This window comes from Methylobacterium sp. Gmos1 (assembly GCF_053764715.1).
Genome location: NZ_JBSNCC010000005.1, coordinates 59,579 through 85,312 on the forward strand (window position 1 = coordinate 59,579; position 25,734 = coordinate 85,312).

Annotated in this window: 24 protein-coding genes and 1 tRNA gene; 13 read left to right on the forward strand and 12 right to left on the reverse strand. The window is 70.4% G+C overall.

The features are described from left to right. Positions 1–192: 192 nt before the first annotated feature. Positions 193–528 carry a Cap15 family cyclic dinucleotide receptor domain-containing protein gene (locus ACS5PV_RS12190; protein WP_455395591.1) on the forward strand — a complete coding sequence of 112 codons (336 nt, stop codon included), beginning with the start codon at positions 193–195 and terminating at the stop codon, positions 526–528. A gap of 128 nt (positions 529–656) precedes the next feature. On the opposite strand, the gene ACS5PV_RS12195 is transcribed toward ACS5PV_RS12190, so the two are convergent. From ACS5PV_RS12195 to rpsA, 9 genes are all read right to left on the reverse strand, one after another. Then, complete coding sequence (locus tag ACS5PV_RS12195; RefSeq protein WP_455395592.1) at positions 657–1,907, reverse strand: tyrosine-type recombinase/integrase; 1,251 nt, start codon at positions 1,905–1,907, stop codon at positions 657–659. Between the two features lie 272 nt (positions 1,908–2,179). Continuing rightward, positions 2,180–2,256, reverse strand: a tRNA-Met gene (locus ACS5PV_RS12200). Positions 2,257–2,381: 125 nt separating this feature from the next. After that, complete coding sequence (trpB, locus tag ACS5PV_RS12205; RefSeq protein WP_455395593.1) at positions 2,382–3,602, reverse strand: tryptophan synthase subunit beta; 1,221 nt, start codon at positions 3,600–3,602, stop codon at positions 2,382–2,384. 53 nt (positions 3,603–3,655) lie between these two features. Beyond that, on the reverse strand, positions 3,656–4,354 hold the full coding sequence (locus ACS5PV_RS12210; protein ID WP_455395594.1) for a phosphoribosylanthranilate isomerase: 699 nt from the start codon (positions 4,352–4,354) through the stop codon (positions 3,656–3,658). Positions 4,355–4,402: 48 nt separating this feature from the next. Further along, positions 4,403–5,341: a bifunctional Delta(1)-pyrroline-2-carboxylate/Delta(1)-piperideine-2-carboxylate reductase gene (lhpI, locus tag ACS5PV_RS12215; RefSeq protein WP_455395595.1), complete on the reverse strand. Its 939-nt coding sequence runs from the start codon at positions 5,339–5,341 to the stop codon at positions 4,403–4,405. Position 5,342: 1 nt separating this feature from the next. Further along, positions 5,343–5,699, reverse strand: a complete 357-nt coding sequence (locus tag ACS5PV_RS12220; RefSeq protein WP_455395596.1) for a DUF1049 domain-containing protein — start codon at positions 5,697–5,699, stop codon at positions 5,343–5,345. A 101-nt stretch (positions 5,700–5,800) separates the two neighbouring features. Beyond that, complete coding sequence (gene ihfB, locus ACS5PV_RS12225; RefSeq protein ID WP_455395597.1) at positions 5,801–6,127, reverse strand: integration host factor subunit beta; 327 nt, start codon at positions 6,125–6,127, stop codon at positions 5,801–5,803. Between the two features lie 172 nt (positions 6,128–6,299). After that, entirely contained in the window at positions 6,300–7,256 is a 957-nt protein-coding gene (gene sppA / locus ACS5PV_RS12230) for a signal peptide peptidase SppA (protein ID WP_455395598.1), read from the reverse strand. A 248-nt stretch (positions 7,257–7,504) separates the two neighbouring features. Further along, complete coding sequence (rpsA, locus tag ACS5PV_RS12235; RefSeq protein ID WP_455395599.1) at positions 7,505–9,217, reverse strand: 30S ribosomal protein S1; 1,713 nt, start codon at positions 9,215–9,217, stop codon at positions 7,505–7,507. 610 nt (positions 9,218–9,827) lie between these two features. Between rpsA and ACS5PV_RS12240 the strand changes: the two genes are divergently transcribed. The 7 genes from ACS5PV_RS12240 (at position 9,828) to ACS5PV_RS12270 (ending at position 17,085) form a co-directional block, all read left to right on the forward strand. Next, positions 9,828–10,307 (forward strand): (2Fe-2S)-binding protein, encoded by a 480-nt coding sequence (locus ACS5PV_RS12240; RefSeq protein WP_455395600.1) that lies wholly within the window; start codon positions 9,828–9,830, stop codon positions 10,305–10,307. A 56-nt stretch (positions 10,308–10,363) separates the two neighbouring features. Beyond that, positions 10,364–12,646, forward strand: coding sequence for a molybdopterin cofactor-binding domain-containing protein (locus ACS5PV_RS12245; protein ID WP_455395883.1), 2,283 nt, complete (start codon positions 10,364–10,366; stop codon positions 12,644–12,646). A 198-nt stretch (positions 12,647–12,844) separates the two neighbouring features. Next, complete coding sequence (locus tag ACS5PV_RS12250) at positions 12,845–13,249, forward strand: hypothetical protein (protein WP_455395601.1); 405 nt, start codon at positions 12,845–12,847, stop codon at positions 13,247–13,249. 148 nt (positions 13,250–13,397) lie between these two features. After that, positions 13,398–14,480, forward strand: coding sequence for an alkene reductase (locus ACS5PV_RS12255; RefSeq protein WP_455395884.1), 1,083 nt, complete (start codon positions 13,398–13,400; stop codon positions 14,478–14,480). Between the two features lie 141 nt (positions 14,481–14,621). Beyond that, positions 14,622–14,864: a DUF4170 domain-containing protein gene (locus ACS5PV_RS12260; RefSeq protein WP_455395602.1), complete on the forward strand. Its 243-nt coding sequence runs from the start codon at positions 14,622–14,624 to the stop codon at positions 14,862–14,864. 259 nt (positions 14,865–15,123) lie between these two features. After that, complete coding sequence (locus tag ACS5PV_RS12265; RefSeq protein ID WP_455395603.1) at positions 15,124–16,068, forward strand: ribose-phosphate pyrophosphokinase; 945 nt, start codon at positions 15,124–15,126, stop codon at positions 16,066–16,068. A 300-nt stretch (positions 16,069–16,368) separates the two neighbouring features. After that, entirely contained in the window at positions 16,369–17,085 is a 717-nt protein-coding gene (locus ACS5PV_RS12270; RefSeq protein ID WP_455395604.1) for a DUF1013 domain-containing protein, read from the forward strand. Between the two features lie 90 nt (positions 17,086–17,175). Here ACS5PV_RS12270 and xseA read toward each other — a convergent pair whose 3' ends face one another. Further along, a complete protein-coding gene (xseA, locus tag ACS5PV_RS12275) occupies positions 17,176–18,738 on the reverse strand; it encodes an exodeoxyribonuclease VII large subunit (RefSeq protein WP_455395605.1) in 1,563 nt (520 codons plus the stop codon). 149 nt (positions 18,739–18,887) lie between these two features. Between xseA and purD the strand changes: the two genes are divergently transcribed. The 4 genes from purD to ACS5PV_RS12295 all read left to right on the forward strand — a co-directional run bounded on the left by purD (position 18,888) and on the right by ACS5PV_RS12295 (position 22,365). Then, the gene (purD, locus tag ACS5PV_RS12280; protein WP_455395606.1) at positions 18,888–20,177 is read left to right on the forward strand and encodes a phosphoribosylamine--glycine ligase; all 1,290 of its coding nucleotides are present in this window, start codon (positions 18,888–18,890) and stop codon (positions 20,175–20,177) included. Between the two features lie 67 nt (positions 20,178–20,244). Further along, positions 20,245–21,153 (forward strand): alpha/beta fold hydrolase, encoded by a 909-nt coding sequence (locus ACS5PV_RS12285; protein ID WP_455395607.1) that lies wholly within the window; start codon positions 20,245–20,247, stop codon positions 21,151–21,153. Between the two features lie 128 nt (positions 21,154–21,281). Further along, complete coding sequence (rarD, locus tag ACS5PV_RS12290; protein WP_455395608.1) at positions 21,282–22,157, forward strand: EamA family transporter RarD; 876 nt, start codon at positions 21,282–21,284, stop codon at positions 22,155–22,157. A gap of 85 nt (positions 22,158–22,242) precedes the next feature. Further along, the gene (locus ACS5PV_RS12295; protein ID WP_455395609.1) at positions 22,243–22,365 is read left to right on the forward strand and encodes a hypothetical protein; all 123 of its coding nucleotides are present in this window, start codon (positions 22,243–22,245) and stop codon (positions 22,363–22,365) included. A 235-nt stretch (positions 22,366–22,600) separates the two neighbouring features. Here ACS5PV_RS12295 and ACS5PV_RS12300 read toward each other — a convergent pair whose 3' ends face one another. After that, on the reverse strand, positions 22,601–23,368 hold the full coding sequence (locus ACS5PV_RS12300) for an SDR family oxidoreductase (protein WP_455395610.1): 768 nt from the start codon (positions 23,366–23,368) through the stop codon (positions 22,601–22,603). An 18-nt stretch (positions 23,369–23,386) separates the two neighbouring features. After that, positions 23,387–24,100 carry a GntR family transcriptional regulator gene (locus ACS5PV_RS12305; RefSeq protein WP_455395611.1) on the reverse strand — a complete coding sequence of 238 codons (714 nt, stop codon included), beginning with the start codon at positions 24,098–24,100 and terminating at the stop codon, positions 23,387–23,389. 162 nt (positions 24,101–24,262) lie between these two features. Between ACS5PV_RS12305 and ACS5PV_RS12310 the strand changes: the two genes are divergently transcribed. Beyond that, the gene (locus tag ACS5PV_RS12310; protein ID WP_455395612.1) at positions 24,263–25,513 is read left to right on the forward strand and encodes an ABC transporter substrate-binding protein; all 1,251 of its coding nucleotides are present in this window, start codon (positions 24,263–24,265) and stop codon (positions 25,511–25,513) included. Positions 25,514–25,734 lie beyond the last annotated feature (221 nt).

Here is a 25,734-nt window from a genome sequence, read left to right on the forward strand (position 1 = left end):
GTGGCTGTGTTGCTCGTATGGCAATACGGCTCTCACGATCAGAGCTTGCTCCGTATTGCACTCCTGGCGTTCAGTGGCGGGACTGCATTGCAGCTTGCAATCTCGGTATGGGTTTTTTTTGGTTGGCGAAAGATCTGGGAACGATTCCCGATTTTGGGCAGGGCGCTCTTTCCTGATCTGAATGGCGATTGAGTGATAAATATTAATTGGCATGGAAGCAAAGAGCAAGGGACCGTAAAAGCCCGTGCTGTCATCGATCAAGATTTTGCAAGCATTGGCATGCAGGTCTTTTCTGACGGCTCGGACTCTTTCACTCTAATGGCGCAAGCTAGCAGAGAGAAGAGATCTAAGACGCCGGTGCTGTATTACGTCTATGAGGTTCAGCCGCGCTCATCGGACCGAACGGCAGGACCGCCGTACCAAGGTGCTGCAATATTGCGGTACTACGAGGCAGAGGCGGGAGCACTGCGCGGCAATTACTGGACGTCGGCGGGGACACGTGGCGAATTTATCCTTAGGCGGAGATGAGTTAGCCACGTTGATGCAAGTTACACGTAGCAATTCCTACCGTAGCGCTTATACTATCTTCTAATTTCGTTGTGGGCATCCGTACAGGCAAGATGGAATGTCTACAGAAGGTCAGCTTCATACTCGCATCATGAGCGGATCCACTCCGGTCGCAGCCGATCTACTACACGCTCCAGCCGCACTTGCCCGTAATGCTTGTCGATCATGGCCAACGACGTGCGGCAGTTGCGAGCCACATCCAGCACCTCGGACCCATTGGCCAGTTGCTCGCTGATGTAGAAGTGACGGAGTGAGTACGGCGTGCGTTTGATCCCCCGGTGGTCCCGCTCCAAGCCGGCCGCCTTCAGCAGCTCGGTGAAGCCATTGGCCACCGACGTGATGCGTTTGCCCTGCTCACTTGCGAATACTGGATCGGCATCCACGGGCTCACGGCCCATGCTGCGCTCGAACAGCATCCATAGGGTGTCAAACCACGGGATCGCCGCCTTCTGCGGGATCGCCTTGCCGCTCTTGCCCTTGCCTCGAACCTGCAGCCGGATGTCGCGCTGGTCCACGGGCTTGCCCCGCCCTGCTCGGTAGCCCAGCACGTCGCCCCACGTGAGATTGTACATCTCCGTAGGCCGCAGACCCGAGAACGCGCCGATCATCACGTAGGCGTGCAGCAGGGTGCGATCCCGCCGGGTGTGATCGTCCAGCCGCTTGATGCGCCAGCGACGCTTGTCGCTGGCTTCCACCATGGCTCCGCTGCCGTCCATGATGGGGTCCACCAGCCGACTGAGGCTCACCTCCTGCAAACGAGCGAACTCGCTCGGCTCGAAGCTGGGTCGCCTGTTGTCCTGCGTGCGCCGGGTCTTGATAGTAACCTCTGGAGAGGTCTTGATGTAGCCCTGCCGTGACGCCCAACGCAGCAGCTGCCGCATCACCACCAGCTCGCCCCGTTGGCGGCTCAGAGAGGGCGCAGAGCGGCGTACGGGCCGACGTAGCCGGTGGCCTCCCCTCTCGTACTCGATGTGCGTGATGAGCTTGCCAGGGCCCTCGGTCCAGTAGGTGCGCCGCCACTCCGCATAGCGCTCCAGGTCGGCTTCGCTCACCGCATCAATGTGCTTCTGACCGAAGTAGCCTACGAAGTACCGGCGGATCACGGCGGGTTCGCTCTTGCCCTGGTCCGCCCGGCGTTCCCCACGCTCCACCTCGCGCAGGATCTGCGCGATGTACTCCTCGGCGACGCTCTCGAATGTACGGGCGCGGGCGGTGAGGCCTTGCTGTGCGCGATACGTTGCTTCGTACCAAATGGCCTCCGCCCGGCGCTGTGCCTCCCGGAGATCGTCGGTATCGAGGGAGCGCTTGAGCTGCCCCTGTCCGCGGATGCTGAAGCGCATCTGCCACTTGGTGCTGCCCGAGCGCTGGAACAGCTGGAAGCGGTCGTCTGGGACGTTGCCAGGGGGTCTCAAAGGGGCGGCCCTGTCTGGTTACTGTGGTGCAGCTGACTGCGCTTGAACCGCGCTAGGGTGCTTTCTGACCCCCCAGCAAAGCGTTACCCTCGCAGAGCAAATTTTGGGGGTGCGCTAGCACTGAGCTAGGAAGTAAAGCCGCCCTCGTGGTAGGGCAAGAAAGCAAAAACCCCGCTAATTGCTTAGCGGGGTTGAAACTTTGGTAGCGGAGGAGGGATTTGAACCCCCGACACAAGGATTATGATTCCTCTGCTCTGACCAACTGAGCTACTCCGCCGCGCGGTGGCCGGTTCGTGTCCGGCTCTGCGGTGGCGCGGATATAGGGGGAGGCGGGCGGGGCTGTCAAGGAACCGTCGCGGGCCTTTTCGCGCCCCGCCGTGGGCGGCGAGGCGCGAGGCTGACTCAGAGGGCGTCGCCCAGGATCTCGGCGACCTGCGGGATGTCCTTGTCGCCGCGGCCCGAGAGGTTGACGACCATCAGGTGGTCGCGCGGCAGGCTGGGGGCGAGCTCGGCGACCTTGGCGAGGGCGTGGGCGGGCTCGAGGGCCGGGATGATGCCCTCCATGAGCGAGCAGAGGCGGAACGCCTCCAGGGTCTCGCTGTCGGTCGCCGACAGGTAGGTGACGCGGCCCATCTCGTGCAGCCAGGCGTGCTCGGGGCCGATGCCCGGATAGTCGAGGCCCGCCGAGATCGAGTGCGCGTCGGCGATCTGGCCGTCGCCGTCCATCAGGAGGTAGGTGCGGTTGCCGTGCAGCACGCCCGGCTTGCCGCCGGTGAGCGAGGCGGCGTGCAGGCCGCTCGACACGCCGTGGCCGGCCGCCTCGACGCCGTAGATCGCGACCTCGCGGTCGTCGAGGAAGGGGTGGAACAGCCCCATGGCGTTCGAGCCGCCGCCGATGCAGGCGACGAGCGAGTCGGGCAGGCGGCCCTCCTGCTCCAGCATCTGCGCCTTGGTCTCGATGCCGATGATCGACTGGAAGTCGCGCACCATCGCCGGATAGGGGTGCGGGCCCGCCACCGTGCCGATGCAGTAGAAGGTGTCGGCGACGTTGGTGACCCAGTCGCGCAGGGCCTCGTTCATCGCGTCCTTGAGGGTGCGGGTGCCGGACTCGACCGGTACCACCTCGGCGCCGAGCATCTTCATCCGGAAGACGTTCGGCTTCTGCCGCTCGACGTCGACCGCGCCCATGTAGACGACGCATTTGAGCCCGAAGCGGGCGCAGAGCGTCGCCGTGGCCACGCCGTGCTGGCCCGCCCCCGTCTCCGCGATGATCCGCGGCTTGCCCATCCGGCGGGCGAGCAGGATCTGGCCGAGCACGTTGTTCACCTTGTGCGAGCCGGTGTGGTTCAGCTCCTCGCGCTTGAAGTAGATCTTCGCGCCGCCGAGGTGCTCGGACAGCCGCTCGGCGTGGTAGAGCGGGCTCGGCCGGCCGACGTAATGCGTGAGGTAGGCGGTCATCTCGGCCTGGAAGGCCGGGTCGGCCTTGGCCGCCGCGTAGGCCTCCTCCAGGGCGAGGATGTTCGGCATCAGCGTTTCGGCCACGAAGCGGCCGCCGAAGATGCCGAAGCGGCCGCGCTCGTCGGGGCCGGTGCGGAACGAGTTCGGGTTCTGGAGAGCGGTCACGGCGGGAGCTCTTTAGGTCTGGGAGGGTTTTACGGGTTCCTGATCGGCGGGCCTTACGCCCTTCGCGCCTTTGGGGCAATTTGCGGTTCGGACGCAGCCCGTCTCACGGCCGCCACGAAGGCGGCGATGCGGTCCGGATCCTTGCGGCCGGGGCTCAACTCGACGCCCGACGACACGTCGACCGCCTGCGCGGCGGTCACCGCCAGGGCCTCGGCGACCGTCCCAGGCGTCAGGCCGCCCGACAGCATGAACGGGTGGTCGCGGCCGGCGCCGGCCAGCAGCGACCAGTCGAAGGCGTGGCCGTTGCCCCCGGGCAGCACCGCGTTCGGCGCGGGCTTGGCGTCGTAGAGCAGCCGGTCGGCGATGCCGTGGTAGCCGGCGGCGCGGGCGAGGTCGTCCGCGGTGGCGATGCCGAGCGCCTTCATCACCGGGCGGCCGGTGCGGGCCTTCACGGCCGCCACGCGCTCCGGGCTCTCGTTGCCGTGGAGCTGGAGCCAGTCCGGATCGAGGGCGGCGACCACCGCCTCGACGAGGGCGTCATCGGGATCGACCAGCAGGGCGACGCGCTCGGCCCGGCCGCGGGCCTGCCGCGACAGGGCGGCGCCGAGGTCGAGGTCGACGTGGCGCGGGCTCTTGCGAAAATGCACGAGGCCGATCAGGTCGGCGCCGGCGGCGAGCGACGCCTCCAGGGTGTCGGGCGTGCTGAGGCCGCAGATCTTGACGAGGCAGGTCTTTGGGGAAGCGGGCGACATCCGGTCCCTATACGCCGATACGCCGCCGCCCGCACGTGTCGCGGACGCTCACGCCGGCTGCGTCAGGCTCTCCCACACCGCCGCCGCGGCGGCCAGATCCTCGATCGCGGCGCCGACCGACTTGAACACCGTGATCGCGTCCCGGCTCCGACGGCCGGGCGCCTCGCCCCGGCACAGGGCCGCGAGGTCGCCGGCGATCGCCTCGGGCGCCAGCGCGCCGGACTGGATCGCCACGGAGACGTCGCCTCCCTTTTTCAGGGCATCGGGGGTGTCGACGTAGACCGGCCCGCGCGACAGGGCCTCGTCGTCGGCCTCGCGCATCGCCGGCGTGAAGGCGCCGACGAGGTCGAGATGGGTGCCGGGCCGCAGCCAGGCGCCGCGCACCAGCGGCTCGGTCGAGAGGGTGGCGCAGGAGACGAGGTCCGCCTCCCCCACCGCCGCCGCGAGGTCGGTGACGGCGCGGGCGGCGAACCCTTCGGCGGCGAGGGCCGCGGCCAGGCGCGCTGCGCCCTCCGGGCGGCGGTTCCAGACCGCGACGTCGCGGATCGGCCGCACCGCGGCGTGCGCCCGCACGAGGAAGGGGGCGAGCGCGCCCGATCCCACCATCACCATGCGGGCGACATCCTCGCGGGCGAGGTGGCGGGCGGCGAGGGCCGAGGCGGCAGCGGTGCGCCAGAGCGTCAGGCGTGCCCCGTCGAGGAGCGCCAGCGGGCGGCCGTCGCGCCCGTCGCAGAGCAGGACCCCACCCTGGATCGTGTCGAGGCCGTGGGCGGGGTTGCCCGGGAACAGGGTCAGAATCTTGACCCCGACATAGTCGGCCGTCCAGGCCGGCATCAGCAGCAGCGAGGCCCCGTCGGGCGCCGTCTCGATCGCGTGGTGGTGGCGCGTCGGCGCCGTCGCGCCGGCCCGGAAGGCGACGTTGAGGGCGTCGATCATCCGGAGCGGGGTGAGGCCTGCGTCGATCTCGGCCTCGCCGATCAGCCGCATCTCAGGCGCGGCTCACCGGGGCCGGCAGGGCGGTGCGGCCGACCGTCGGTGTGTGGGCCGAGGCGGTCTGGCGCAGGCGCTCCGCCTCGCCCCGCAGCCGGGTGAGCTCGCGGCCCTTGGCGCGGCGGTCGCGGCGGGTGTCGCCCTGGCCGAGCCAGGAGCCGATGCCGCCGACCACGATGCCGACCGCCACCGCGGCGAAGATCAGCGCGTAGAGCGGCATCGGCAGGCTGAAGGCCGGCGTCCCGTTCGAGAACGGATCGAAGGACAGCATCACCGGCTGGCGGTTGGCCACCGCCAGGAGCACGACCACGATCGCGATGGGCAGCAGGATCAGGCCCTTGAGGAAGCGGATCATCGGGAAACCCGGTCTTTCGTCGGTGATGCGGGAAGGGAGCGGGGCCGCCGGAGGGTCGAGCCCCTGCACAAGTGTAACGCGCGGTGACCCGAGCGCCAGGGTCAGCTCGCGGCGGCCTCGGCGTGGCTCGGCTCGTCGGCGCCGATCCCGGCGGCGTTCAGGCGCAGGCGCATCTCCTTGCCGGTCTTGAACACCGGGATTGCCTTCTCGGCCACCGCCACGGCAGCGCCGGTGCGCGGGTTGCGGCCGCGCCGCGCCTCCCGGCGCTTGACCGAGAACGCGCCGAAGCCGCGCAGCTCGACCCGGTCGCCCCGCGCCAGCGCGTCCGCGATCGTGTCGAGGATGGCGTTGACGATGTTCTCGACGTCGCGCTGATACAGGTGCGGGTTCTGCTCGGCGATCTTGAGCACCAGCTCGGACTTGATCATGGGCGGTAGGGTCTCGACTGAGGCGGGGCCGGCCGGGGGATGCTGCTGCTGCGCGAGGGCTAGAGCACTTCACGATCGCGTTGCAATCGCGAAGCTCTCTACGCCCGTGTTTGCCGCATGTTCTTCGACGAACCGGTATCCACTTCGTCGAGAAAATGCTCTGTCTCGTGCCTTACGGGCGCCAGACCGCGAGAAGGCCGCCCTGGGCCAGGCTTTCCGTCTCGGGGCCGGCCTGCCGCAGCCGGGCGGCGAGGTCGTCGTAGCCGAGGAGCCCGGCGCCGACGGCCGCGGCCGAGAACAGGCCGAAACGGTTGTCGGAGCGCGGCTTCCAGTCCCGCACCGGCAGGTCCTTGGCCACGCCCTTCTCGCGCTCGAGCCAGGCGATGGCCTGGCGCTCGTTGCCGGTCTCGTCGATCAGGCCGAGCGGCACGCTCTGGCGACCGCTGAACACCCGGCCGTCGGCGACCGCCTTGATCTGGTCGGGGTTCATCTTCCGGCGCTCGGCGACCAGGTCCTTGAACCAGCCGAAGGTGTCGCCGACGATCGCCTGGAGGGCGGCGCGGGCTTCCGGCGGGGTCGGGTGGAAGCCGCTCGGCTCGGCCTTGAGCGGCGAGGACTTCACCTCCTCCACCTTCACCCCGACCTTGTCGAGGAGGCCCGAGACGTCGGGGTACTGGAACAGCACGCCGATCGAGCCGACGAGGCTGGTCTCGCGGGCGACGATGTGGTCGGCGGCGATCGCCGTGATGTAGGCGCCGGAGGCGGCCGTGCCGTCGACGAAGGCGACGATCGGCTTCTTCTCGGCGAGCGCGCGCAGGTTGCGGAAGAGTTCTTCCGAGCCGGTGGTGGTGCCGCCCGGCGAGTTGATCGCCACGACGACCCCCGAGACCGCGCTCGAATCGCCGACGCGCTTCATCAGCTCGCGGGTCTTCTCGCTGCCGGCGATGAAGCCGTCGATGCTGATGCGGGCGATCTGCGGCGTGACGGCGGAGAGGCCCCTGCCCCCGGCCGCCCGCCAGCCGACGGCGCCGGCGGCGACGATGAGCGCCCCGATCCCGATCGCGCGCCACACGGACAGCTTCCGGCGCAAGGACCGCCGGTCGAGGAGTAGTTCGGCATCGATGGCCATGCGGCGCCCGTATCCTGGTCAGACTCCGGAAGGCGCCGTCCTGCCGGGTGGTTCCCTGCAAGTCCTTGGCGCACCTCGCTCCCGGGCTGTTCTACCCCCGGCCGTCGCGCAGCGGCAAGACCGGTTTTGCGGGCATCCCCCTCCCCGATCGCGGTAATCCGGACACGAGAACGCCCGCGCGGAGGCTGTCCGCGCGGGCGTTCGATCTCATCGGGGTGTCCGGGCCGGCTGGCCCGGACGGGTGTCCCTTACTTCTTGTCGCCCTGGCGGGCCTTGAGGGCCGCGCCGAGGATGTCGCCGAGCGAGGCGCCCGAATCGGCGGAGCCGTACTGGGCGATCGCCTCCTTCTCCTCGGCCATCTCGAGCGCCTTGATCGAGAGCTGGACGCGGCGGGCCTTGCGGTCGAACTGCGTCACGCGCGCATCGAGCTTCTCGCCGGCGGCGAAGCGCTCGGGGCGCTGGTCGTTGCGCTCGCGGGCGAGGTCGGCCCGGCGGATGAAGGCCTGGAGGTCGGAATCGACGATCTTGACTTCGATGCCGGAGTCCTTGACCTCGAGCACCTCGCAGGTGACGACCTGGTTCTTGCGGATGCCGTCACCGGCATCGGCGAAGGGGTCGCCGGCGAGCTGCTTGATGCCGAGCGAGATGCGCTCCTTCTCGACGTCGACGTCGAGAACCTGGGCGCGCACCACGTCGCCCTTCTTGAACTCGTCGATGACCTGCTCGCCCGGACGGTTCCAGTCGAGGTCCGAGAGGTGGACCATGCCGTCGACGTCGCCCTCGAGGCCGATGAACAGACCGAACTCGGTCTTGTTCTTGACCTCGCCCTCGACCTCGGTGCCCTGCGGGTGCTTCTCGGAGAAGGCCTCCCACGGGTTCTGCAGGGTCTGCTTGAGACCGAGCGAGATGCGGCGCTTGACCGGATCGACCTCCAGGATCTGAACCTCGACCTCCTGGGAGGTGGAGACGATCTTGCCCGGATGGACGTTCTTCTTGGTCCAGCTCATCTCCGAGACGTGGATCAGGCCCTCGATCCCCGGCTCCAGCTCCACGAAGGCGCCGTAGTCGGTGATGTTGGTCACGCGGCCCTTGAGCTTGGCGTTGACCGGGTAGCGGGCGGCGATGCCCTCCCACGGATCGGCCAGGAGCTGCTTGATGCCGAGCGAGATGCGGTGCGTCTCGTGGTTGATCTTGATGATCTTGACCTTGACGGTCTGACCGATGTTGACCACCTCGGACGGATGGTTGACGCGGCGCCACGCCATGTCGGTGACGTGCAGCAGGCCGTCGATGCCGCCGAGGTCGACGAACGCACCGTACTCGGTGATGTTCTTGACCACGCCGTCGATGACCTGACCCTCTTCGAGGTTGGCCACCAGCTCGGAGCGCTGCTCGGCCCGGCTCTCCTCGAGCACGGTGCGGCGCGACACCACGATGTTGCCGCGGCGGCGATCCATCTTGAGGATCTGGAACGGCTGCGGCGTGCCCATCAGCGGGGTGACGTCGCGGACCGGGCGGATGTCGACCTGCGAGCGCGGCAGGAACGCCACGGCGCCGTCGAGGTCGACGGTGTAGCCGCCCTTGACCTGGTTGAAGATCGTGCCGGTGACGCGCTCGTTGTTCTCGAACGCCTTCTCGAGCTTGACCCAGCTCTCCTCGCGGCGCGCCTTGTCGCGCGAGATGACAGCCTCGCCGAGGGCGTTCTCGATCCGGTCGACGTAGACCTCGACCTCGTCGCCGACGCCGATCGGCTGGTCACGGCCGGGGCCCGTGAACTCCTTGAGGGCGACGCGGCCCTCGGTCTTGGCGCCGATGTCGATGACGGCGACGTCCTTCTCGATCGCCACCACGCGGCCCTTGACCACGGAGCCTTCCGTGATCTCGTGCTCCCGGAACGACTCTTCCAGGAGGGCGGCGAAATCCTCGCGGCTCGACGCGGCGCCTTGCAAACCTGCGGACATTGATGCTCCCTTTCGTCCCACCCTATCCGGGGGGACGGCGCCGGCGGCTCGTATCAACGGGCCGCTTCCGCCCGCCGGAGTCCCGAGAGTCCTCTCGGAACCGCCGCTCCCCGAAATGGGTCGCGGGCCGGCGCGTGATCGACGGGCGAAAACGTGTTTTTCCGGACGATCCGGCCGGAGCGCGATGCGGCGGGCTCGTCGCCCCCGCATGCGGCATCCCGGCATCGGACCACCGGAGGTTGGGCCGATACAGGAAAAGCGATCCTCCGGCAAGGCGTTGCCGCCGGCCCGACGCGGCATTTCGGCGAGGCGGTCCCGTCTTGCCGACACGCGCAACTCCGGGTTACCCATCCATAGCCTGAAACCATTCTCATGTTCGGGCTTGGACTTCGGGCTCGGTGGGACGATCCGCGGGGGATGCCCTCGCCGGAACGCCGCACCCCAGCAAGCAAGAGCACGCCGGTCCAGGCGTGATCCGGGAGGAACGGGGCGCGGGCCGGACGGCCGCGGCGCCGCGATGCGTGACTGAAATCGACAGGGAGGCGGGGCGCCGCGACCGGAGCCATGTCCGCGGGGCGCCCAGGAAACCTCCCGAAGCCGGAGGGCGACGATGATCAAGCTCAACGTGAACGGTGAGGACCGCCGCTTCGACGGCGATCCCGAGATGCCGCTCCTGTGGTACCTGCGGGACGAGCTCGGCCTGACGGGCACCAAGTTCGGCTGCGGCGTCGCGGCCTGCGGCGCCTGCACCATCCATGTCGGCGGCACCGCGGTGCGGGCCTGCCAGACCCCGGTCTCGGCCGCCGACGGCCAGCCGGTGGTGACGATCGAGGGCCTGTCCCCGGACGGCAACCACCCGGTCCAGGCCGCCTGGCGCGAGCTCAACGTGGCGCAGTGCGGCTACTGCCAGACCGGGCAGATCATGCAGGCGGCGGCGCTCCTCAAGGATACGCCGAAGCCGACCGATGCCGACATCGATTCAACGATGAGCGGCAATCTCTGCCGCTGCGGCACCTATCCGCGCATCCGCGCCGCCATCAAGCAGGCGGCCGGACTGACCCCGAAGGCCGGCCAGGGAGATCGCCTGTGATTCACGACCTCTCCTCCTTCCTCAAGGCTGCCCCGTCAGAGGAGCCGGAATCCGCGATCCTCAAGGCCTCGCCCGGCCAGCTCAGCCGCCGTGGCCTGCTCGCGGGCGCGGGCGCCCTGGTGCTCGCCCTGTCGCTGAAGCCCCAGGACCTGAAGGCCGCCGAGAAGGGCTTCGGCGCCGACGGCATGCCGCATGGCTGGCGCGACGATCCCACCCTGTTCGTGGCGATCGCCCCCGACGGCACCGTGACGGTGACCTGCACCCGCTCGGAGATGGGCCAGGGCGTGCGCACCTCGGTGGCGCTCGTCGTCGCCGACGAGCTCGATGCCGACTGGGCCAAGGTCAAGGTCGCCCAGGCGCACGGCGACGAGGAGCGCTTCGGCAACCAGGACACCGACGGCTCGCGCTCCCTCCGGCACTTCTTCATGCCGCTGCGCCGCGCCGGCGCCGCCGCCCGCACCATGCTGGTCGAGGCCGCCGCCAAGCAGTGGAACGTGCCGGCCGGTGAGGTCACCGCCGAGAACCACGCCCTCGTCCACGCCAAGTCCGGGCGCCGCATCGCGTTCGGCGACGTGGCGCAGGCGGCCGCGAGCGTACCGGTGCCGGATCGCGCCTCGGTCAAGCTCAAGGACCCGTCGGCCTTCCGCTACATCGGCAAGGGCCGCATCGGCCTCATCGACAACGCCGGCATCACCACCGGCAAGGCGCAGTACGGCCTCGATACCCGCGTCGAGGGCATGCTCTACGCCGTGGTCGCGCGGCCCCCGGTCTTCGGCGGCAAGGTCAAGAGCTTCGACGAGGCGGCGGCCATGAAGGTGCCGGGCGTCGTGAAGGTCGTCACCATCGATCCGCCGGCCCCCCCTTACGAGTTCATGCCGACCGGCGGCGTCGCGGTCGTCGCCCGCAACACCTGGGCGGCGATCAAGGGCCGCGAGGCGCTGAACGCCACCTTCGAGGACGGCCCGAACGCCTCCTACGATTCCGACGCCTATCGGGCCACCCTGGAGGAGGCCGTGCGCAAGCCCGGCAAGGTGGTGCGCCAGGAGGGCGACGTCGACGCGGCGATGAAGAAGGCGGCCAAGCGCCTCGAGGCCGAGTACTACATCCCCCATCTGGTCCAGGCCCCGATGGAGCCGCCGGCCGCGACCGTGCGGATCGCCAAGGACGGCAAGATCGAGGCCTGGGGCTGCGTGCAGTCGCCCCAGGCCGCCCGCGACCGCATCGCCAAGCGCCTCGGGATCGATCCCAAGGACGTCACGGTGAACGTCACGCTGCTCGGCGGCGGCTTCGGCCGCAAGTCGAAGCCCGACTACTTCGTCGAGGCGGCGCTCTGCTCGAAGGCGATGGACGGGGCCCCGGTCAAGATGACCTGGACCCGCGAGGACGACCTCCACCACGGCTACTACCACACCGTCTCGGTGGAGCGGCTGGAGGCCGGCCTCGACGACAAGGGCATGCCGATCGCCTGGCTGCACCGCAGCGCGGCCCCGACCATCGGCTCGACCTTCGTCGCCGGCGCCAACGAGCAGATCCCCATCGAGCTCGGGATGGGCCTCGTCAACGTGCCGTTCAACATCCCCAACATGCGGATGGAGAACCCGCCCGCCGACGCGCACGTGCGCATCGGGTGGTTCCGCTCGGTCTCGAACATCCCGCGGGCCTTCGCGGTGCAGTCGTTCCTGGACGAGCTCGCCCACATGGCCGGCCGCGACCCGAAGGACTACCTCCTCGACGTGATCGGCCCGGCCCGGATCATCGATCCGGTCAAGATGGGCGATGCCTGGAACTACGGCGAGGATCCCTCGCGCTATCCCTACGACACGGGCCGCCTGCGCAACGTGATCGAGGCGGTGGCGCAAGGGGCCGGCTGGGGCCGCAAGGTGGAGAAGGGCCGCGGCCTCGGCATCGCGGCGCATTACAGCTTCGTGACCTACACGGCGGCCGTCGCCGAGGTCGAGGTGTCGCCGAAGGGCGAGGTCACCGTCCAGCGGGTCGACATCGCCATCGACAGCGGCCAGCAGGTCAACCCGGAGCGGGTGCGCTCGCAGCTCGAGGGCGCGGTGGTGATGGGCATGGGCCTCGCGCTCACCGCCCAGATCACCTTCAAGAACGGCCGCGCCGTCCAGGACAACTACGACACCTACGAGCTCACCCGCATCGACGCGGCGCCCAAGATCATCAACGTCCACCTCGTGCAGGGCGGGTCCTGGGACAAGCCGCTCGGCGGCGTCGGCGAGCCCGGCGTGCCGCCGGTGGCCCCCGCCATCGCCAACGCGATCTTCGCGGCGACCGGCCGGCGCATCCGCCAGCTGCCGATGCGCGACAAGCTGAGCGCGTAGCAACGATCCCGCGGGGCCGCGCGCCCCGCGGAACGACACGAGGGGCCGCCTCCCGCCGGGAGCGGCCCCTTTTTGCTGCAATGATTCCCGTGCGGGGGAACCCCTGGCCCCGGGCCGGGGTTCGCGACCAGGGTTCGATCGGGCCAAGGTTCGCCGTTGAAGGCGCTCGCCTCGGACCCGGAACGGGAGAGACACGCCATGAAGCTCATCCTCGCCGCCGGCCTTCTCGCCGGCCTCGCCGGTCCCGCCCTCGCGGGCGCCTGCGGCACCGAGATCTCGTCCCTGGAGCCGCGCCTCGACGCGAAGAGCCGCGAGACCATCTCCGCGTCGAGCGGCGGCAAGGAGGTGGCGTCGCGCCGCGAAGCCCAGGCCGAGGCGGCGGCCGAGAAGGGCACCAGCCCCTCGACCCTGCCCAAGGGGCCCGCCCCCGGCTCGACCGAATCCCAGGCCACCGCCGACGTCGCCAAGGCGAGCGGCGGCGGCACCGGGGTGATGGAGGCGCGCGCCAGCCTCAACCGCGCCCGCGAGCTCGACAAGAACGGCGACGAGGCCGGCTGCATGAAGGCGCTCTCGGACGCCAGGGAGCAGATGGACAAGTCGTGACGGGGGAGACACTCCCCGCCGCGGGGTGAGGCAGCGCACATCCCGGTCCGGTTCTTCGCGCCCGGGTCTGGTCCGCTGCAATGCAGCGCCCACATCTCACGGGCATCGCCCGGCCCTTGAAGCCGGGCTCGATCCGGAGATGATCTCAGTGCCCTCCCTGTTCGATCCGATCCAGCTCGGCGCCATCTCGGCGCCGAACCGCATCCTGATGGCGCCGCTGACCCGCGGCCGTGCCTCGCGCTCGCACGTGCCGACCCCGATCATGGCCGAGTACTACCGCCAGCGCGCCGGCGCGGGCCTCATCATCAGCGAGGCCACCGGCATCTCGCAGGAGGGCACCGGCTGGCCGTTCGCGCCGGGCCTGTGGAGCCCTGAGCAGGTCGAGGCCTGGAAGCCCGTGGTGGCCGCGGTGCACGAGGCCGGCGGGCGCATCGTCGCGCAGCTCTGGCACATGGGCCGGCTGGTCCATCCCGACTTCCTCGGCGGGCAGAAGCCGGTCTCGTCCTCGGCCACGACCGGGCCCGACCAGGCCCACACCTACGAGGGCAAGAAGCCCTACGCCGAGGCGCGGGCGCTACGCGAGGACGAGATCCCGCGGGTGCTCGAGGACTATGCCAAGGCCGCCCGCAACGCGATCGAGGCCGGCTTCGACGGGGTGCAGATCCACGCCGCGAACGGCTACCTGATCGACCAGTTCCTGCGATCGAACTCGAACCTGCGCCAGGACCGCTACGGCGGGCCGGTCGAGAACCGCATCCGCCTTCTCGCCGAGGTCGCCCGCACCGTCGTCGACACCGTCGGCGCCGACCGTACCGGCGTGCGCCTGTCGCCGAACGAGCCGATCCAGGGCGTCGACGACCCCGAGCCGCAGGCCCTGTTCCCGGCCGCCGCCGCCGCCCTGTCGGAGATCGGCGTCGCCTTCCTCGAACTGCGCGAGCCGGGCCCGGACGGCACCTTCGGCAAGGCCGCCCGCCCGGCGGTGGCACCAGCGATCAAGGCCGCCTTCCGCGGGCCGCTGGTGCTGAATTCCGACTACGACGGGCCGAAGGGCCAGGCGGCCCTCGACGAGGGCCGCGCCGACGCGATCGCGTTCGGCCGCACCTTCCTCGCCAATCCCGACCTGCCGGAGCGGATCGCCAAGGGCGCGCCCCTCAACAAGGACAACTACAAGACCTGGTACAGCCAGGGCCCGGAGGGCTACACCGACTACCCGGCCCTCGGCGCCGCCTGAGCCGGGCGGGCCGGTGCGTGCAGTGCAGCACGATCCGGCTTGACGCGCGGGCCGGCGTTTGCGACGCCCGCGGCACCTGCCTGCGACGGGCAGGTGCCGTCCCGCCGGACGGCTTCGTCGCGGCACGCGGAGACGACGCGCATGAGCAACCCGACGCCGGCCACCTCCCAGGAGCCGAAACAACTGCTTCATCTGGTCTTCGGGGGCGAGCTGACCGACCTCGACAGCGTCACCTTCCGCGACCTCTCGAAGCTCGACGTGGTCGGCATCTTCCCCGACTATGCCAGCGCCGCCATGGCCTGGAAGGCGAAGGCGCAGCAGACGGTCGACAGCGCCCAGACCCGCTACTTCATCGTGCATCTCCACAAGCTGCTGCAGCCTTGAGGCGACCGATGCCATCGCGGCCGCACTCCTGCACAGGAATGCAGGGGTGCTGCGCAGCCGTGCGGGCATGAAGGCATTGTGACGGTATCCCGGCACTGGTAAGAGCCTCGCCCGTCACACCAGAGCATCGTCGCGCGAGGGGCCCGTGCTCGCGCGAAGCGCGATGCGATCCTCCCCTCGCCCCGGCGCGCGCGGGCCTCCCTCAAGGGCACCGCGCGGCAGCGCCGGGGCCGTTCGCGCGGGCCACGATGGAAGCACGATGAAATCCTCGATCAAGATCGTCGCCGGCAACGCGAGCCGCCCGCTGGCCGAGGCGATCGCGGCCTATCTCGAGAAGCCGCTGGCGGTCTGCTCGGTGCGCCGCTTCGCCGACATGGAGATCTTCGTCGAGCTCCAGGAGAACGTGCGCGGCGAGGACGTGTACATCGTCCAGTCGACCTCGTTCCCGGCCAACGATCACCTGATGGAACTGCTCATCATGATCGACGCCGCGCGGCGCTCCTCGGCGCGGCGGATCACCGCCGTGCTGCCCTATTTCGGCTATGCCCGCCAGGACCGGCGCACCTCCGGCCGGACCCCGATCTCGGCCAAGCTCGTGGCCAACCTCATCACCGAGGCCGGCGCCGACCGGGTGATGACTCTCGACCTGCATGCCGGCCAGATCCAGGGCTTCTTCGACATCCCGACCGACAACCTGTTCGCCGCCCCCGTGATGGTGCGCGACATCAAGGAGCGGCTCGACCCCGCCGACATGATGGTGGTGTCGCCCGACGTCGGCGGCGTGGTGCGCGCGCGCGCGCTCGCCAAGCGCATCGACGCGCCGCTCGCCATCGTCGACAAGCGCCGCGACCGGCCCGGCGAATCGGAGGTGATGAACATCATCGGCGAGGTCGAGGGCCGCTCCTGCATCCTCGTCGACGACATCGTCGATTCCGGCGGTACGCTCGTCAACGCCGCCGAGGCCCTGCTCGCCAAGGGCGCCAAGGACGTCTCGGCCTACATCACCCACGGCGTGCTCTCGGGGGGCGCGGTGTCGCGCATCGCCTCCTCGAAGCTGAAGGAGCTGGTCATCACCGACTCGATCCAGCCGACCGCCGCGGTGAAGCTCGCCCGCAACATCCGCGTCGTCACCATCGCGCCGCTGCTCGGCGAGGCGATCGGGCGTACCGCCGACGAATCGAGCGTGTCGAGCCTGTTCGCCTGAGCGACCCGGCCGCTTCCGCGTTCCCGCCCGCCGGCGCGCCCGGCGGGCGTTTCGCGTCGTAAGCAGCGACAGGATCGTTGCGAAAGCGGTTTGCGCCGGGCCCGCGACGCGCCTATATATCGGACGATTCCCTCACAGCGTGAGACAGGCCGTCCTGACCATTCCGGGACGCCGGCGGAACCTCCCGGTTCCGCCCCGGGCGCCCTGTCGCCGTCGAGAGGCCCGTGTCAGTACAGGGCCGCTTCCCGGACGGGCGGCCGTCGCGCTCCCGCGTGAAGGAGCGCCCCGAGGAGGTGTGGAATGTCCCAGGGACCGTTGATGCCGAAGGCGACGGCCGTCTGGCTCGTCGAGAACACGTCGCTGTCCTTCGATCAGATCGCCGATTTCTGCAAGCTCCACCCGCTCGAGGTGAAGGGCATCGCCGACGGCGAGGTGGCGGCCGGCATCAAGGGCCTCGACCCGGTCTCGACCGGCCAGCTCACCCGCGAGGAGATCGAGCGGGCGCAGGGAAACCCGAACCACCGCATGAAGGTGGCGGTCTCGAAGGTGAAGCTGCCGGAGGTGAAGCGCACCAAGGGACCGCGCTACACGCCCCTGTCGCGCCGCCAGGACCGGCCGAACGCCATCCTGTGGCTGTTGCGCAACCACCCGGAGCTGAAGGACGCGCAGGTGATGCGCCTCGTCGGCACCACCAAGTCGACGATCCAGCAGATCCGCGAGCGCACCCACTGGAATTCCGGCTCGCTGCAGCCGATGGATCCGGTGACCCTCGGCCTGTGCTCGCAGATCGACCTCGATTTCGAGGTCCAGCGCGCCGCCAAGGACCGTCCGCTGGTGGAATCCGCCGAGGGCGGCGCCACCCTGATGCCGCCCGAGCTCTCGGTGCTGCCCGAGCCCGAGGAGCGCGAGGAGGAGCGCCGTCCCGGGCGCGAGGAGCGCATCGACGCCGATTCGGTCTTCGCCCGCCTCAAGCCGATGCGGAAGGGCGGAGAGGACGAGGACGACGACGAGTATTGAGTTTGTCCGGGGCGGTCGTTTCCAGTCGACGCCACGATGGCTGCCGCGTCACCCTCCCCCCTCTGCGGGGGAGGGTTCGGGCGGTGTGCCTCACGTCTCGAACAGCGATCCTTGCAAGGCGCCCTCCGCGGGCGCCTTCTTCGTGTCCGCGCCGCTCTCCCTGCGCTTGGCCGCCCGACGCGGAGCCGGCTTCGGCGGGGTCGTGGGGCCAGCGCCCTCCACGGTCGCGGCCACCCGCCCGTCGGCGAACTCGACCGTCACCCGTCCGGCCGCCTGCGCCCCCGCCGCCGACCCGACCGGCGTGCCGGCCTCGTCGAGCACCAGTGCGTAGCCGCGCGCCAGCACCGCCCGGTAGTTGAGGCTGGAAAACAGCGCGGTCGCCCGCGACAGCCGACCGGCGAGGCGCTCCAGACCCTGGCCCGGCGCCCGGTCCAGCCTGCGTGAAAGCCCGTTCAGCCGCTCGCCCTGCACCGCCAGCACCCGCTCCAGGGCGTGGCGCGGACGGTGGTCGATCGCCGCCAGACGCTCGCGGGCCCGCGCCAGGCGCAAGGACGGCGGATTGCGGGCGAGGGCCTGGAGCGCCCGGTTGAGGCGGCTCTGCGCGTCCCGCGCATTGGCGGCGAGCGCTGGTGCCAGGCGGGCCTCCGCCAGGTCCAGGCGCTGGCGCTTCTGGGCGAGCAGCGCCTCCGGGCCCGGCAACGCCCGGGTCAGGCCGCGCAACTCGCCCCGGCGCTGGTCGACGAGGCGCAGGAGCGCGCCGGCATGACGCCGGCTCAGGGAGTCGAGGTCGACCAAGAGTTCGTGCAGCACCGGCACCGCCATCTCGGCGGCGCCGGTCGGGGTGGGCGCACGGCGGTCGGCGGCGTGGTCGATCAGCGTGACGTCGGTCTCGTGGCCGACGGCGGAGATCAGCGGGATCGCGCTCGCGGCCGCGGCCCGCACCACGATCTCCTCGTTGAAGCACCACAGATCCTCGATCGAGCCGCCGCCGCGGGCGACGATCAGGACGTCCGGCCGCGGGATCGCGCCGCCGGGTTCGAGGGCGTTGAAGCCGTGGATCGCCGCCGCGATCTCCTCGGCCGCCCCCTCCCCCTGCACCCGCACCGGCCAGACCAGGACGGGACGCGGGAAGCGGTCGGCGAGGCGATGCAGGATGTCGCGGATCACGGCGCCCGTCGGCGAGGTGACGACGCCGACGACCGTCGGCAGGTAGGGCACCGGCCGCTTGCGGGCGGCGTCGAACAGTCCTTCCGCGGAAAGCAGGCGCCGGCGCTCCTCCAGGAGCGCCATCCAGGCACCGGCCCCGGCAGGCTCCAGCGAATCGACCACGATCTGGTAGGCGGACTTGCCCGGATAGGTCGTGATCCGCCCGGTGACCACGACCTCCAGCCCCTCCTTGGGCTTGTGGCGCAGCCGCAGCATCGTGCCCTTCCAGATCACGGCATCGATCTTGGCGCCGCCGTCCTTGAGGCTGAAATAGGCATGGCCGGAGCCGTGCGGGCCGCGATAGCCCGAGATCTCGCCCTTGAGGCGCACGTGGCCGAACGCATCCTCCAGGGTGCGCTTGAGGGCGCCCGCCAGCTCGGTGACCGACCATTCGGGCACGTTGGCGATCGGGGCGGCGGGGTAAGCGGAGTGGGCGGAGGCGGACATCGGCCTCAAGGCTACCGGCTCGGGCCGAACCGCGGAAGGCCGCCCCGCCGCATGATCCGGTACGTTGCCCCCGCGCATCACTCCCGGTTGCCGCGGGGACCCGCCTTCCCTAAACCGTCGCGCGAGACACGAGGTTTCCGGAACCGGCGATGCGCGACCAGCACCCCCTCACCCTCCTGCTGATCGGCTCCGGCGGGCGCGAGCACGCGCTGGCCTGGAAGCTGGCGCAGAGCCCGCTCTGCCGGCGCCTGCTGATCGCCCCGGGCAATCCGGGCACCGCCGCCCACGGCACCAACCTCTCCCTCGACGTGGCCGACCACGCCGCGGTGATCGCCGCCTGCCGGCGCGAGGGCGTCGATTTCGTGGTGGTCGGCCCCGAGGCGCCGCTGGTGGCCGGGCTGGTCGATGCGCTCTCGCAGGCGGGCATCCGCGCCTTCGGGCCGAGTGCCGCGGCGGCGCAGCTCGAAGGCTCGAAAGCCTTCACCAAGGAACTGTGCCGGGACTTCGCGATCCCGACCGCCGCATTCGCGCGCTTCCGCGCTGTCGAGCCGGCGCTGGCCGCCTTACGCGCCGGCCGCGTCCCGGTCGTCGTCAAGGCGGACGGCCTCGCCGCCGGCAAGGGCGTGGTGGTGGCCGAGACCCTGGAGCAGGCGGAAGCGGCCGTGGAGAACATGCTCGGCGGCGGGATGGGCGCCGCCGGGGCCGAGGTGGTGATCGAGGAGTGCATGGTCGGCGAGGAGGCGAGCCTGTTCGCGCTCTGCGACGGCACCCGCGCCGTGCTGCTCGGCACCGCGCAGGACCACAAGCGCGTCCATGACGGCGACAAGGGGCCGAATACCGGCGGCATGGGCGCCTATTCCCCCGCCCCGGTCCTCACGCCCGAGCTCGAGGCCGAGGTGATGGCGCGGATCATCCGCCCGACCCTCGACGGGATGCGCGCGCGGGGAACGCCGTTCTCCGGCATCCTCTATGCCGGGCTGATGCTGACCGCCGACGGCCCGATGCTGATCGAGTACAACACCCGCTTCGGCGATCCCGAATGCGAGGTGCTGATGCCGCGCCTCGCCTCGGACCTGCTGCCGCTGCTCGTCGCGGCCGCCGAGGGCGACCTCTCGGGCGTCGTGCCGGACTGGCGCGACGAGGTCGCGCTGACCGTCATCATGGCCGCCCCCGGCTATCCCGGCACCGTCGCCAAGGGCTCGGAGATCCGCGGGCTGGCGGAGGCGGAGAGCGCCGGCGCCATCGTCTTCCAGGCCGGCACGAAGCGCGACGGCGAGCGGCTGGTGGCCGATGGCGGCCGGGTGCTCGCCGTCACGGCGCTCGGCCGCGACGTGCGGGAGGCGCAAGGACGGGCCTACGCCGCCCTCGACCGGATCGACTGGCCGGAGGGCTTCTGCCGCCGCGACATCGGCTGGCGTGCGGTCGCCCGCGAGACCTGAGCCGGGTTCCCGCGTTACCCACGGTCCGCGCGCTGGCACGGACCTGGCAAAACCGTGGGGAGCGAAGATGCCCGCCGATCTGTTTCCCGGCTTCACGTCGCATTGGATCGACCTGCCCGACGGGCGCTTCTTCGCCCGGGCCGGCGGTCCGGAGGATGCGCCGCCGCTGGTACTGCTGCACGGCTTTCCCCAGACCCACGCCTGCTGGCACCGGATCGCCCCGGCGCTCGCCCGCCACCACCGCGTGGTCTGCCTCGACCTCAAGGGCTACGGCTGGTCGGCGGCGCCGAAGGGCGATCCGGGCCACGAGGCCTATTCCAAGCGCCAGATGGGCCGCGAGGTGGTGGCCGTGATGGAGCGGATGGGCCATGTCCGCTTCGGCCTCGTCGGCCACGACCGCGGCGCCCGGGTCGGCTACCGCCTCGCCCTCGACGAGCCGGGCCGGATCGACCGTCTCGCCCTCCTCGACATCCTGCCCACGGTCTCGCAGTGGCAGAAGATGGACCGCGAGCCCGACGCGTATCCGCATTGGCGCTTCCTGGCGCAACCCGCCCCCGGGCCCGAGAAGGAGATCGGCCGGGCCCCGATTCCCTATTACGAGGACCTGCTCCGGCTCTGGACCGGTGACGGCACCCTCGACGCCTTCTCCCCCGGCGCCCTCGACCTCTACCGCCAGAGCTGGAACGTGCCCGAGCGGATCCACGCGAGTTGCGAGGATTACCGCGCCGGGGCCGGACCCGACCGGGCCGCCGACGAGGCCGATCTCGCGGAAGGACGCCGCCTCGCCGGCCCGGTCCTCGTGCTGGTCGCCGACCGCTTCGTCGGCCGGGGCGGGCTCGATCCGGTGCGCCAGGCCTGGACCGGCACCTTCGCACCGGACGACACGGCTTTCGAGATCGTCCCCTCGGGCCACTTCCTGGCCGAGGAGAATCCGGGCGCGACGCTCCCCATCTTGGAACGCTTCCTCGCCGCCTGACCCGGCGACAGTCCCGCCGGAAGACTTGCGCAGAGCGGGGGACCGCTCCCCGCCCCGGACCGTAGCCGGGGCGGGCCGGCTGCGGCACAAGCCGTCGGGGGCGCGCCAGACGCCAGGGGGAAACATCCGTGGGTCTGATCTACGCGCTCGGCGCCTTCCTGAGCTGGGGTCTCGTCGTCCCGGTCCATTTCCGCCTGCTCGACGGGGTGCCGGCCTGGGGCATCCTCGCCCACCGCATCGTCTGGTCGAGCCTGTTCATCGCGCTGCTGCTCGGCGCCCTGCGCCTGATGCGCCGGGCGCCCCGGTTCGCGCTCCAGCGTCGCCACGGCTTCCTGCTGCTCTCCGCCCTCCTCATCGCCGGCAACTGGTCGCTCTACCTGTGGGCGGTGCAGAACGGGCGGATGCTGGATGCGAGCCTCGGCTACTTCATCAACCCGCTCGTCAACGTGACCCTCGGCGCCCTGGTGCTGCGCGAGACCTTGCGCCCGCTCCAGCTCGCCGCGGTGGCGCTCGCCGGCACCGGCGTGGTCGCCGCGGTGGTGGCGGCCGGCACCCTGCCGTGGATCGCGCTGGCGCTCGCCATCAGCTTCGCGATCTACGGCCTGATCCGCAAGCTGGTGCCGATCGACCCGATCCTGGGGCTCGGCGCCGAGACCTTCGCGCTCCTGCCGCTCGCCCTCGCCTATCTCAGTCTCGCGCCGGCGCCCCCCGGCCAGGACACCGCGCAATGGCTGCTGCTGATGCTCACCGGCGTCACCACCGCCCTGCCGCTGATGTGGTTTGCGGCCGCGGCCTCGCGCCTGAAGCTCTCGACCCTGGGCTTGCTGCAATACCTCTCGCCGTCGTGCCTGCTGCTGCTCAGCGTGCTCGTCTACGGCGAATCGCTGCCGCCCTCCCGGGCGCTGGTCTTCGGGCTGATCTGGGCGGGACTCGCGCTCTACGCCCTCGACGCGGCGCGCCCGCGCCCGGTTTCGGCACCCCGGCCCGGGGACAGGCCAGCCTGACGCAAGCCCCACCGGTCAAGCTTCCCCGGTCCAACCATAATCGCCGGGCTCTCTCGCCTCACGCGACGAATCGGCGGGGGCGGCGATGATCCTGGAAGACGTGAAGACGAGGGACGTGGCGGGGCCGCATCCGATCTGGCTGGTGGTCGGGCCGTGGGCGGTGTTCGCCGTGGCGGTGGGCGGGTTCCTGGCGCGGTGGCTGCCGTAACGGCCGCGTGATCCCGGCTCGCGGGACGAGACCGACGGCACCCCGCGCTCCGGGTCACCCCGGGGCGAGCCTCGGCGAGAACCCGGGATTCGTGACCGCCGAGGATAACCGTCAAAACCGATAGCGTTTCCGCTTCATCCTGAACCGCCGGCGGTGATGGATCCCGGGTTCCGCTTCGCGGCCCCGGGAAGACGCCGAGGTTGGAAGGACTGTCGCGGGAGTCGAGCTTCTCCCTTCACGTCAGCATCTGCAAGTCGCCATCCACCGCCAGCGCCTGGCCCGAGATGGTCTTGCCGCGCACCGACGCCAGGAAGAGGATCTGGTCGGCGATCTGGCGCGCGGTGACGTAGTCCTTGATCGAGGCCGCCGCGAAGGCCGCCTGCTCCATCTCGGAAAAGCTGATCCCGCGCTGCTGCGCCTTCGCCTCCAGGACCCGGCGCTGGCGGTCTCCGGCGACGATGCCCGGCAGCACCGCGTTGACCCGGACGCCGTCGGCCCCGAGTTCGCGCGACAGCGACTTGGTGAAGCCGATCACCGCCCATTTCGCCGCCGCGTAGGGCGTGCGGAGCGGGAAGCCGAAGCGGCCCGCCACCGAGGACAGGTTCACGATCGACGGGTTGGCGCTCTTGCGCAAGGACGGCACCGCCAGGCGCACGCAGTTGAACTGCCCGGTGATGCAGATGTCGAGGGTGCGGTCCCAGTCCTCCGGGTTGATCTCCTCCACCCGCCCCGTCGGCCCGGCGATGCCGGCGTTGTTGACGAGGCAGTCGAGCCCGCCGAGGGCTGTCTCGGCCTCGGCGAAAAGCCGGGCGACGTCCTCGCGCGAGGCGACGTCGGCGTAGGTGCCAGTGATGCCGGCGGGCAGGGCCGCCAGCGCCTCGCGGTCGACGTCGCAGACATGGACCCGCGCGCCCTCCTCCACGAAGGCCTGCGCCACCTCGAGCCCGATGCCGGCGGCGCCCGCGGTGACCAGCACCTTCAGGCCGCTCAAACCCATGTCCATGGTGTTCCTCCGTCTTGGCTAGGGCGCGAGGCGCCCGGTGGTCTCGATGAAGCTGGCGCTGCCGGCGATGTCGGCATCGAGCGCCGCGCGGGCCGCTTCCGGGTCGCCGGCGGCGAGCGCCGCCAGGAGGACCGCGTGGTGCCCCTCGGCTCCGCCCTCGGCGAGGCGGCGGGGCGAGGAGCGCATGTCGAGGTTGAGCACCGGGCCGATGCGCAGCCACAGGCCCTCGATGATCGCGACGAGCGGGGGCAGGCCGGCGGCCCCGTAGACCGCGAAATGCAGGTCGCGGTTGGCCCGCATCGCCCGTTCTAGGTCGGGCGTCGCCGACCGCACCTCGCACCGGAACGCCGCGTCGTGCTCGGCGATCGCCGCGAGGTCGCGGGGCGTGACGACCCGCGCCGCCTCTGCCGCCGCGAAGCCCTCGACGGCGATGCGCACCCGGGTCAGCTCGCGGAACTTTCGCAGCGTGATCACCGGCACCCGGACCGCGCGGTTCGGCAGCACCTCCAGCGCCTCGTCGGCGACGAGCCGCGACACCGCCTCGCGGGCCGGCATCATCGAGGTGCCCAGCCGCTCCGCCACCGTGCGCAGGGACAGCCGCTCCCCGGGCGCCAGCGCGCCGGCGATCAGCAGGTCGCGCAGTGCATCATAGACCTGCGTCCCGAGGGTGATCCGCGCCGGCGACGCGACGCCGTCCGGGCCGGGGCGCTCGCGCGCCTCCCCTCCATGCAAGTCCCGCCTTTCCAAGCGGACCTCCCCGTGCGTTCCCCACGCGGCGGCGAGCGGACGGTTTTCCCCGTCTCGACAGGCGCGCCGTTTGATGCCAGCCTAAGTGTGATCACAGATCACGGCAACCCGAACGACCGTGATGCGATCCCGGGCAGGACACGCACCATGACGCAGGGCTCCACCCCCACGCGCCGCCTTCTCGTGCAGGGCGGCCTCGCGGCAGGCACCGCGCTCGCCATGCCAGGCCTCGTGCGGGCGCAAGGCACGCAAGCCATCCGCATCGGCCATCTCACGCCGCGCACGGGCTTCCTCGGGCCGCTCGGCGAGTACGCCGTGATGGCGGCCCAGCTCGCCGCGGAGGAGATCAACGCCGCCGGCGGCATCGCCGGCCGCAAGGTCGAGCTCCTCACCGAGGATTCGGTCAATCCGCAGACCGCGTCGAGCAAGGCCGAGCGCTACGTCGAGCGCGACAAGGTCGCGGCGATCGTCGGCGAGATCTCGTCGGCTTCCGCGCTCGCCATCGGCCAGGTGGCGCAGCGTGGCAAAACGATATTCCTCAATACCGGCGCCAACTCGGACGCCCTGCGCGGGCAGGATTGCAAGCGCTACATGTTCCACGTCGAGGGCGCGAACTCGATGTACGTCAAGGCGGTCGGCCGCTCGCTGACCGAGGGCGGTCTTGTCAAGGGCAAGCGCTGGTACTCGCTCACCGCCGACTACGCCTTCGGCCACGATCTGTTGCGGGTCGCCAAGGTGTTCATGCAGGGCCAGGGCGGCAGCTTCGCGGCCGACGAGCTGGTGCCGACCGACGCCACCGACTTCTCGGCCTACCTCATCAAGATCCGGCAGGCGAAGCCGGACCTCGTGATCTCGAACCTCGCCGGCAACCAGATCACCAACTTCCTCAAGCAATACGCCGAGTACGGCCTGCCCTTCCCGGTCGCCGGCTTCGGCTTCGACACCGCCCTCGCCTGGGGTGCCGGGCCCGGCAACTTCGCCGGCACCTGGCCCTGCCTGTGGCACCACAAGGTCGACACGCCCTCCTCCAAGGCCTTCGTCGCCGCCTTCACCAAGAAGTACGGCAAGCTGCCGGAGAACCAGGCCTGGGGCGACTACAACGCGGTCAAGATCGTCGCCAAGGCGATGGCCGATACCCAATCGACCGAGGGGCCGAAGCTCGTCTCCTATCTGGAGAGCGGCGCCAAGTTCGACGTGCAGAAGCCGCGGCCCGGCTATTTCCGCGCCCGCGACCACCAGCTCATCAGCGAGATGTACGCGATCACGGCGCTCCCCGCCGACACGATCAAGGACAAGTGGGACCTCTTCACCTCGACCCCGGCGATTCCGGGTCCGAACGAGGACATGGAGGTGCTGGCGCCGACGGCGGAGGAGGCGGCGTGCCGGATGGAGGGGTAGCCATTACCGACTCACTGACGCAGGCAAGATGAAACGCATCTCCCCTCTCCCGTCTGGGAGAGGGGCCGGGGGTGAGGGTGCTACGCTTCAGTGTGAAGCACTCAGCGTTGAGCTACCAGCACGACGGTCACAGCCTTACACTGAAACGTGTCACCCTGCGCGATCTTCGATCGCCCCTACCCCTCTCCCACACGGGAGAGGGATCCCGCGCTTTACTTGTC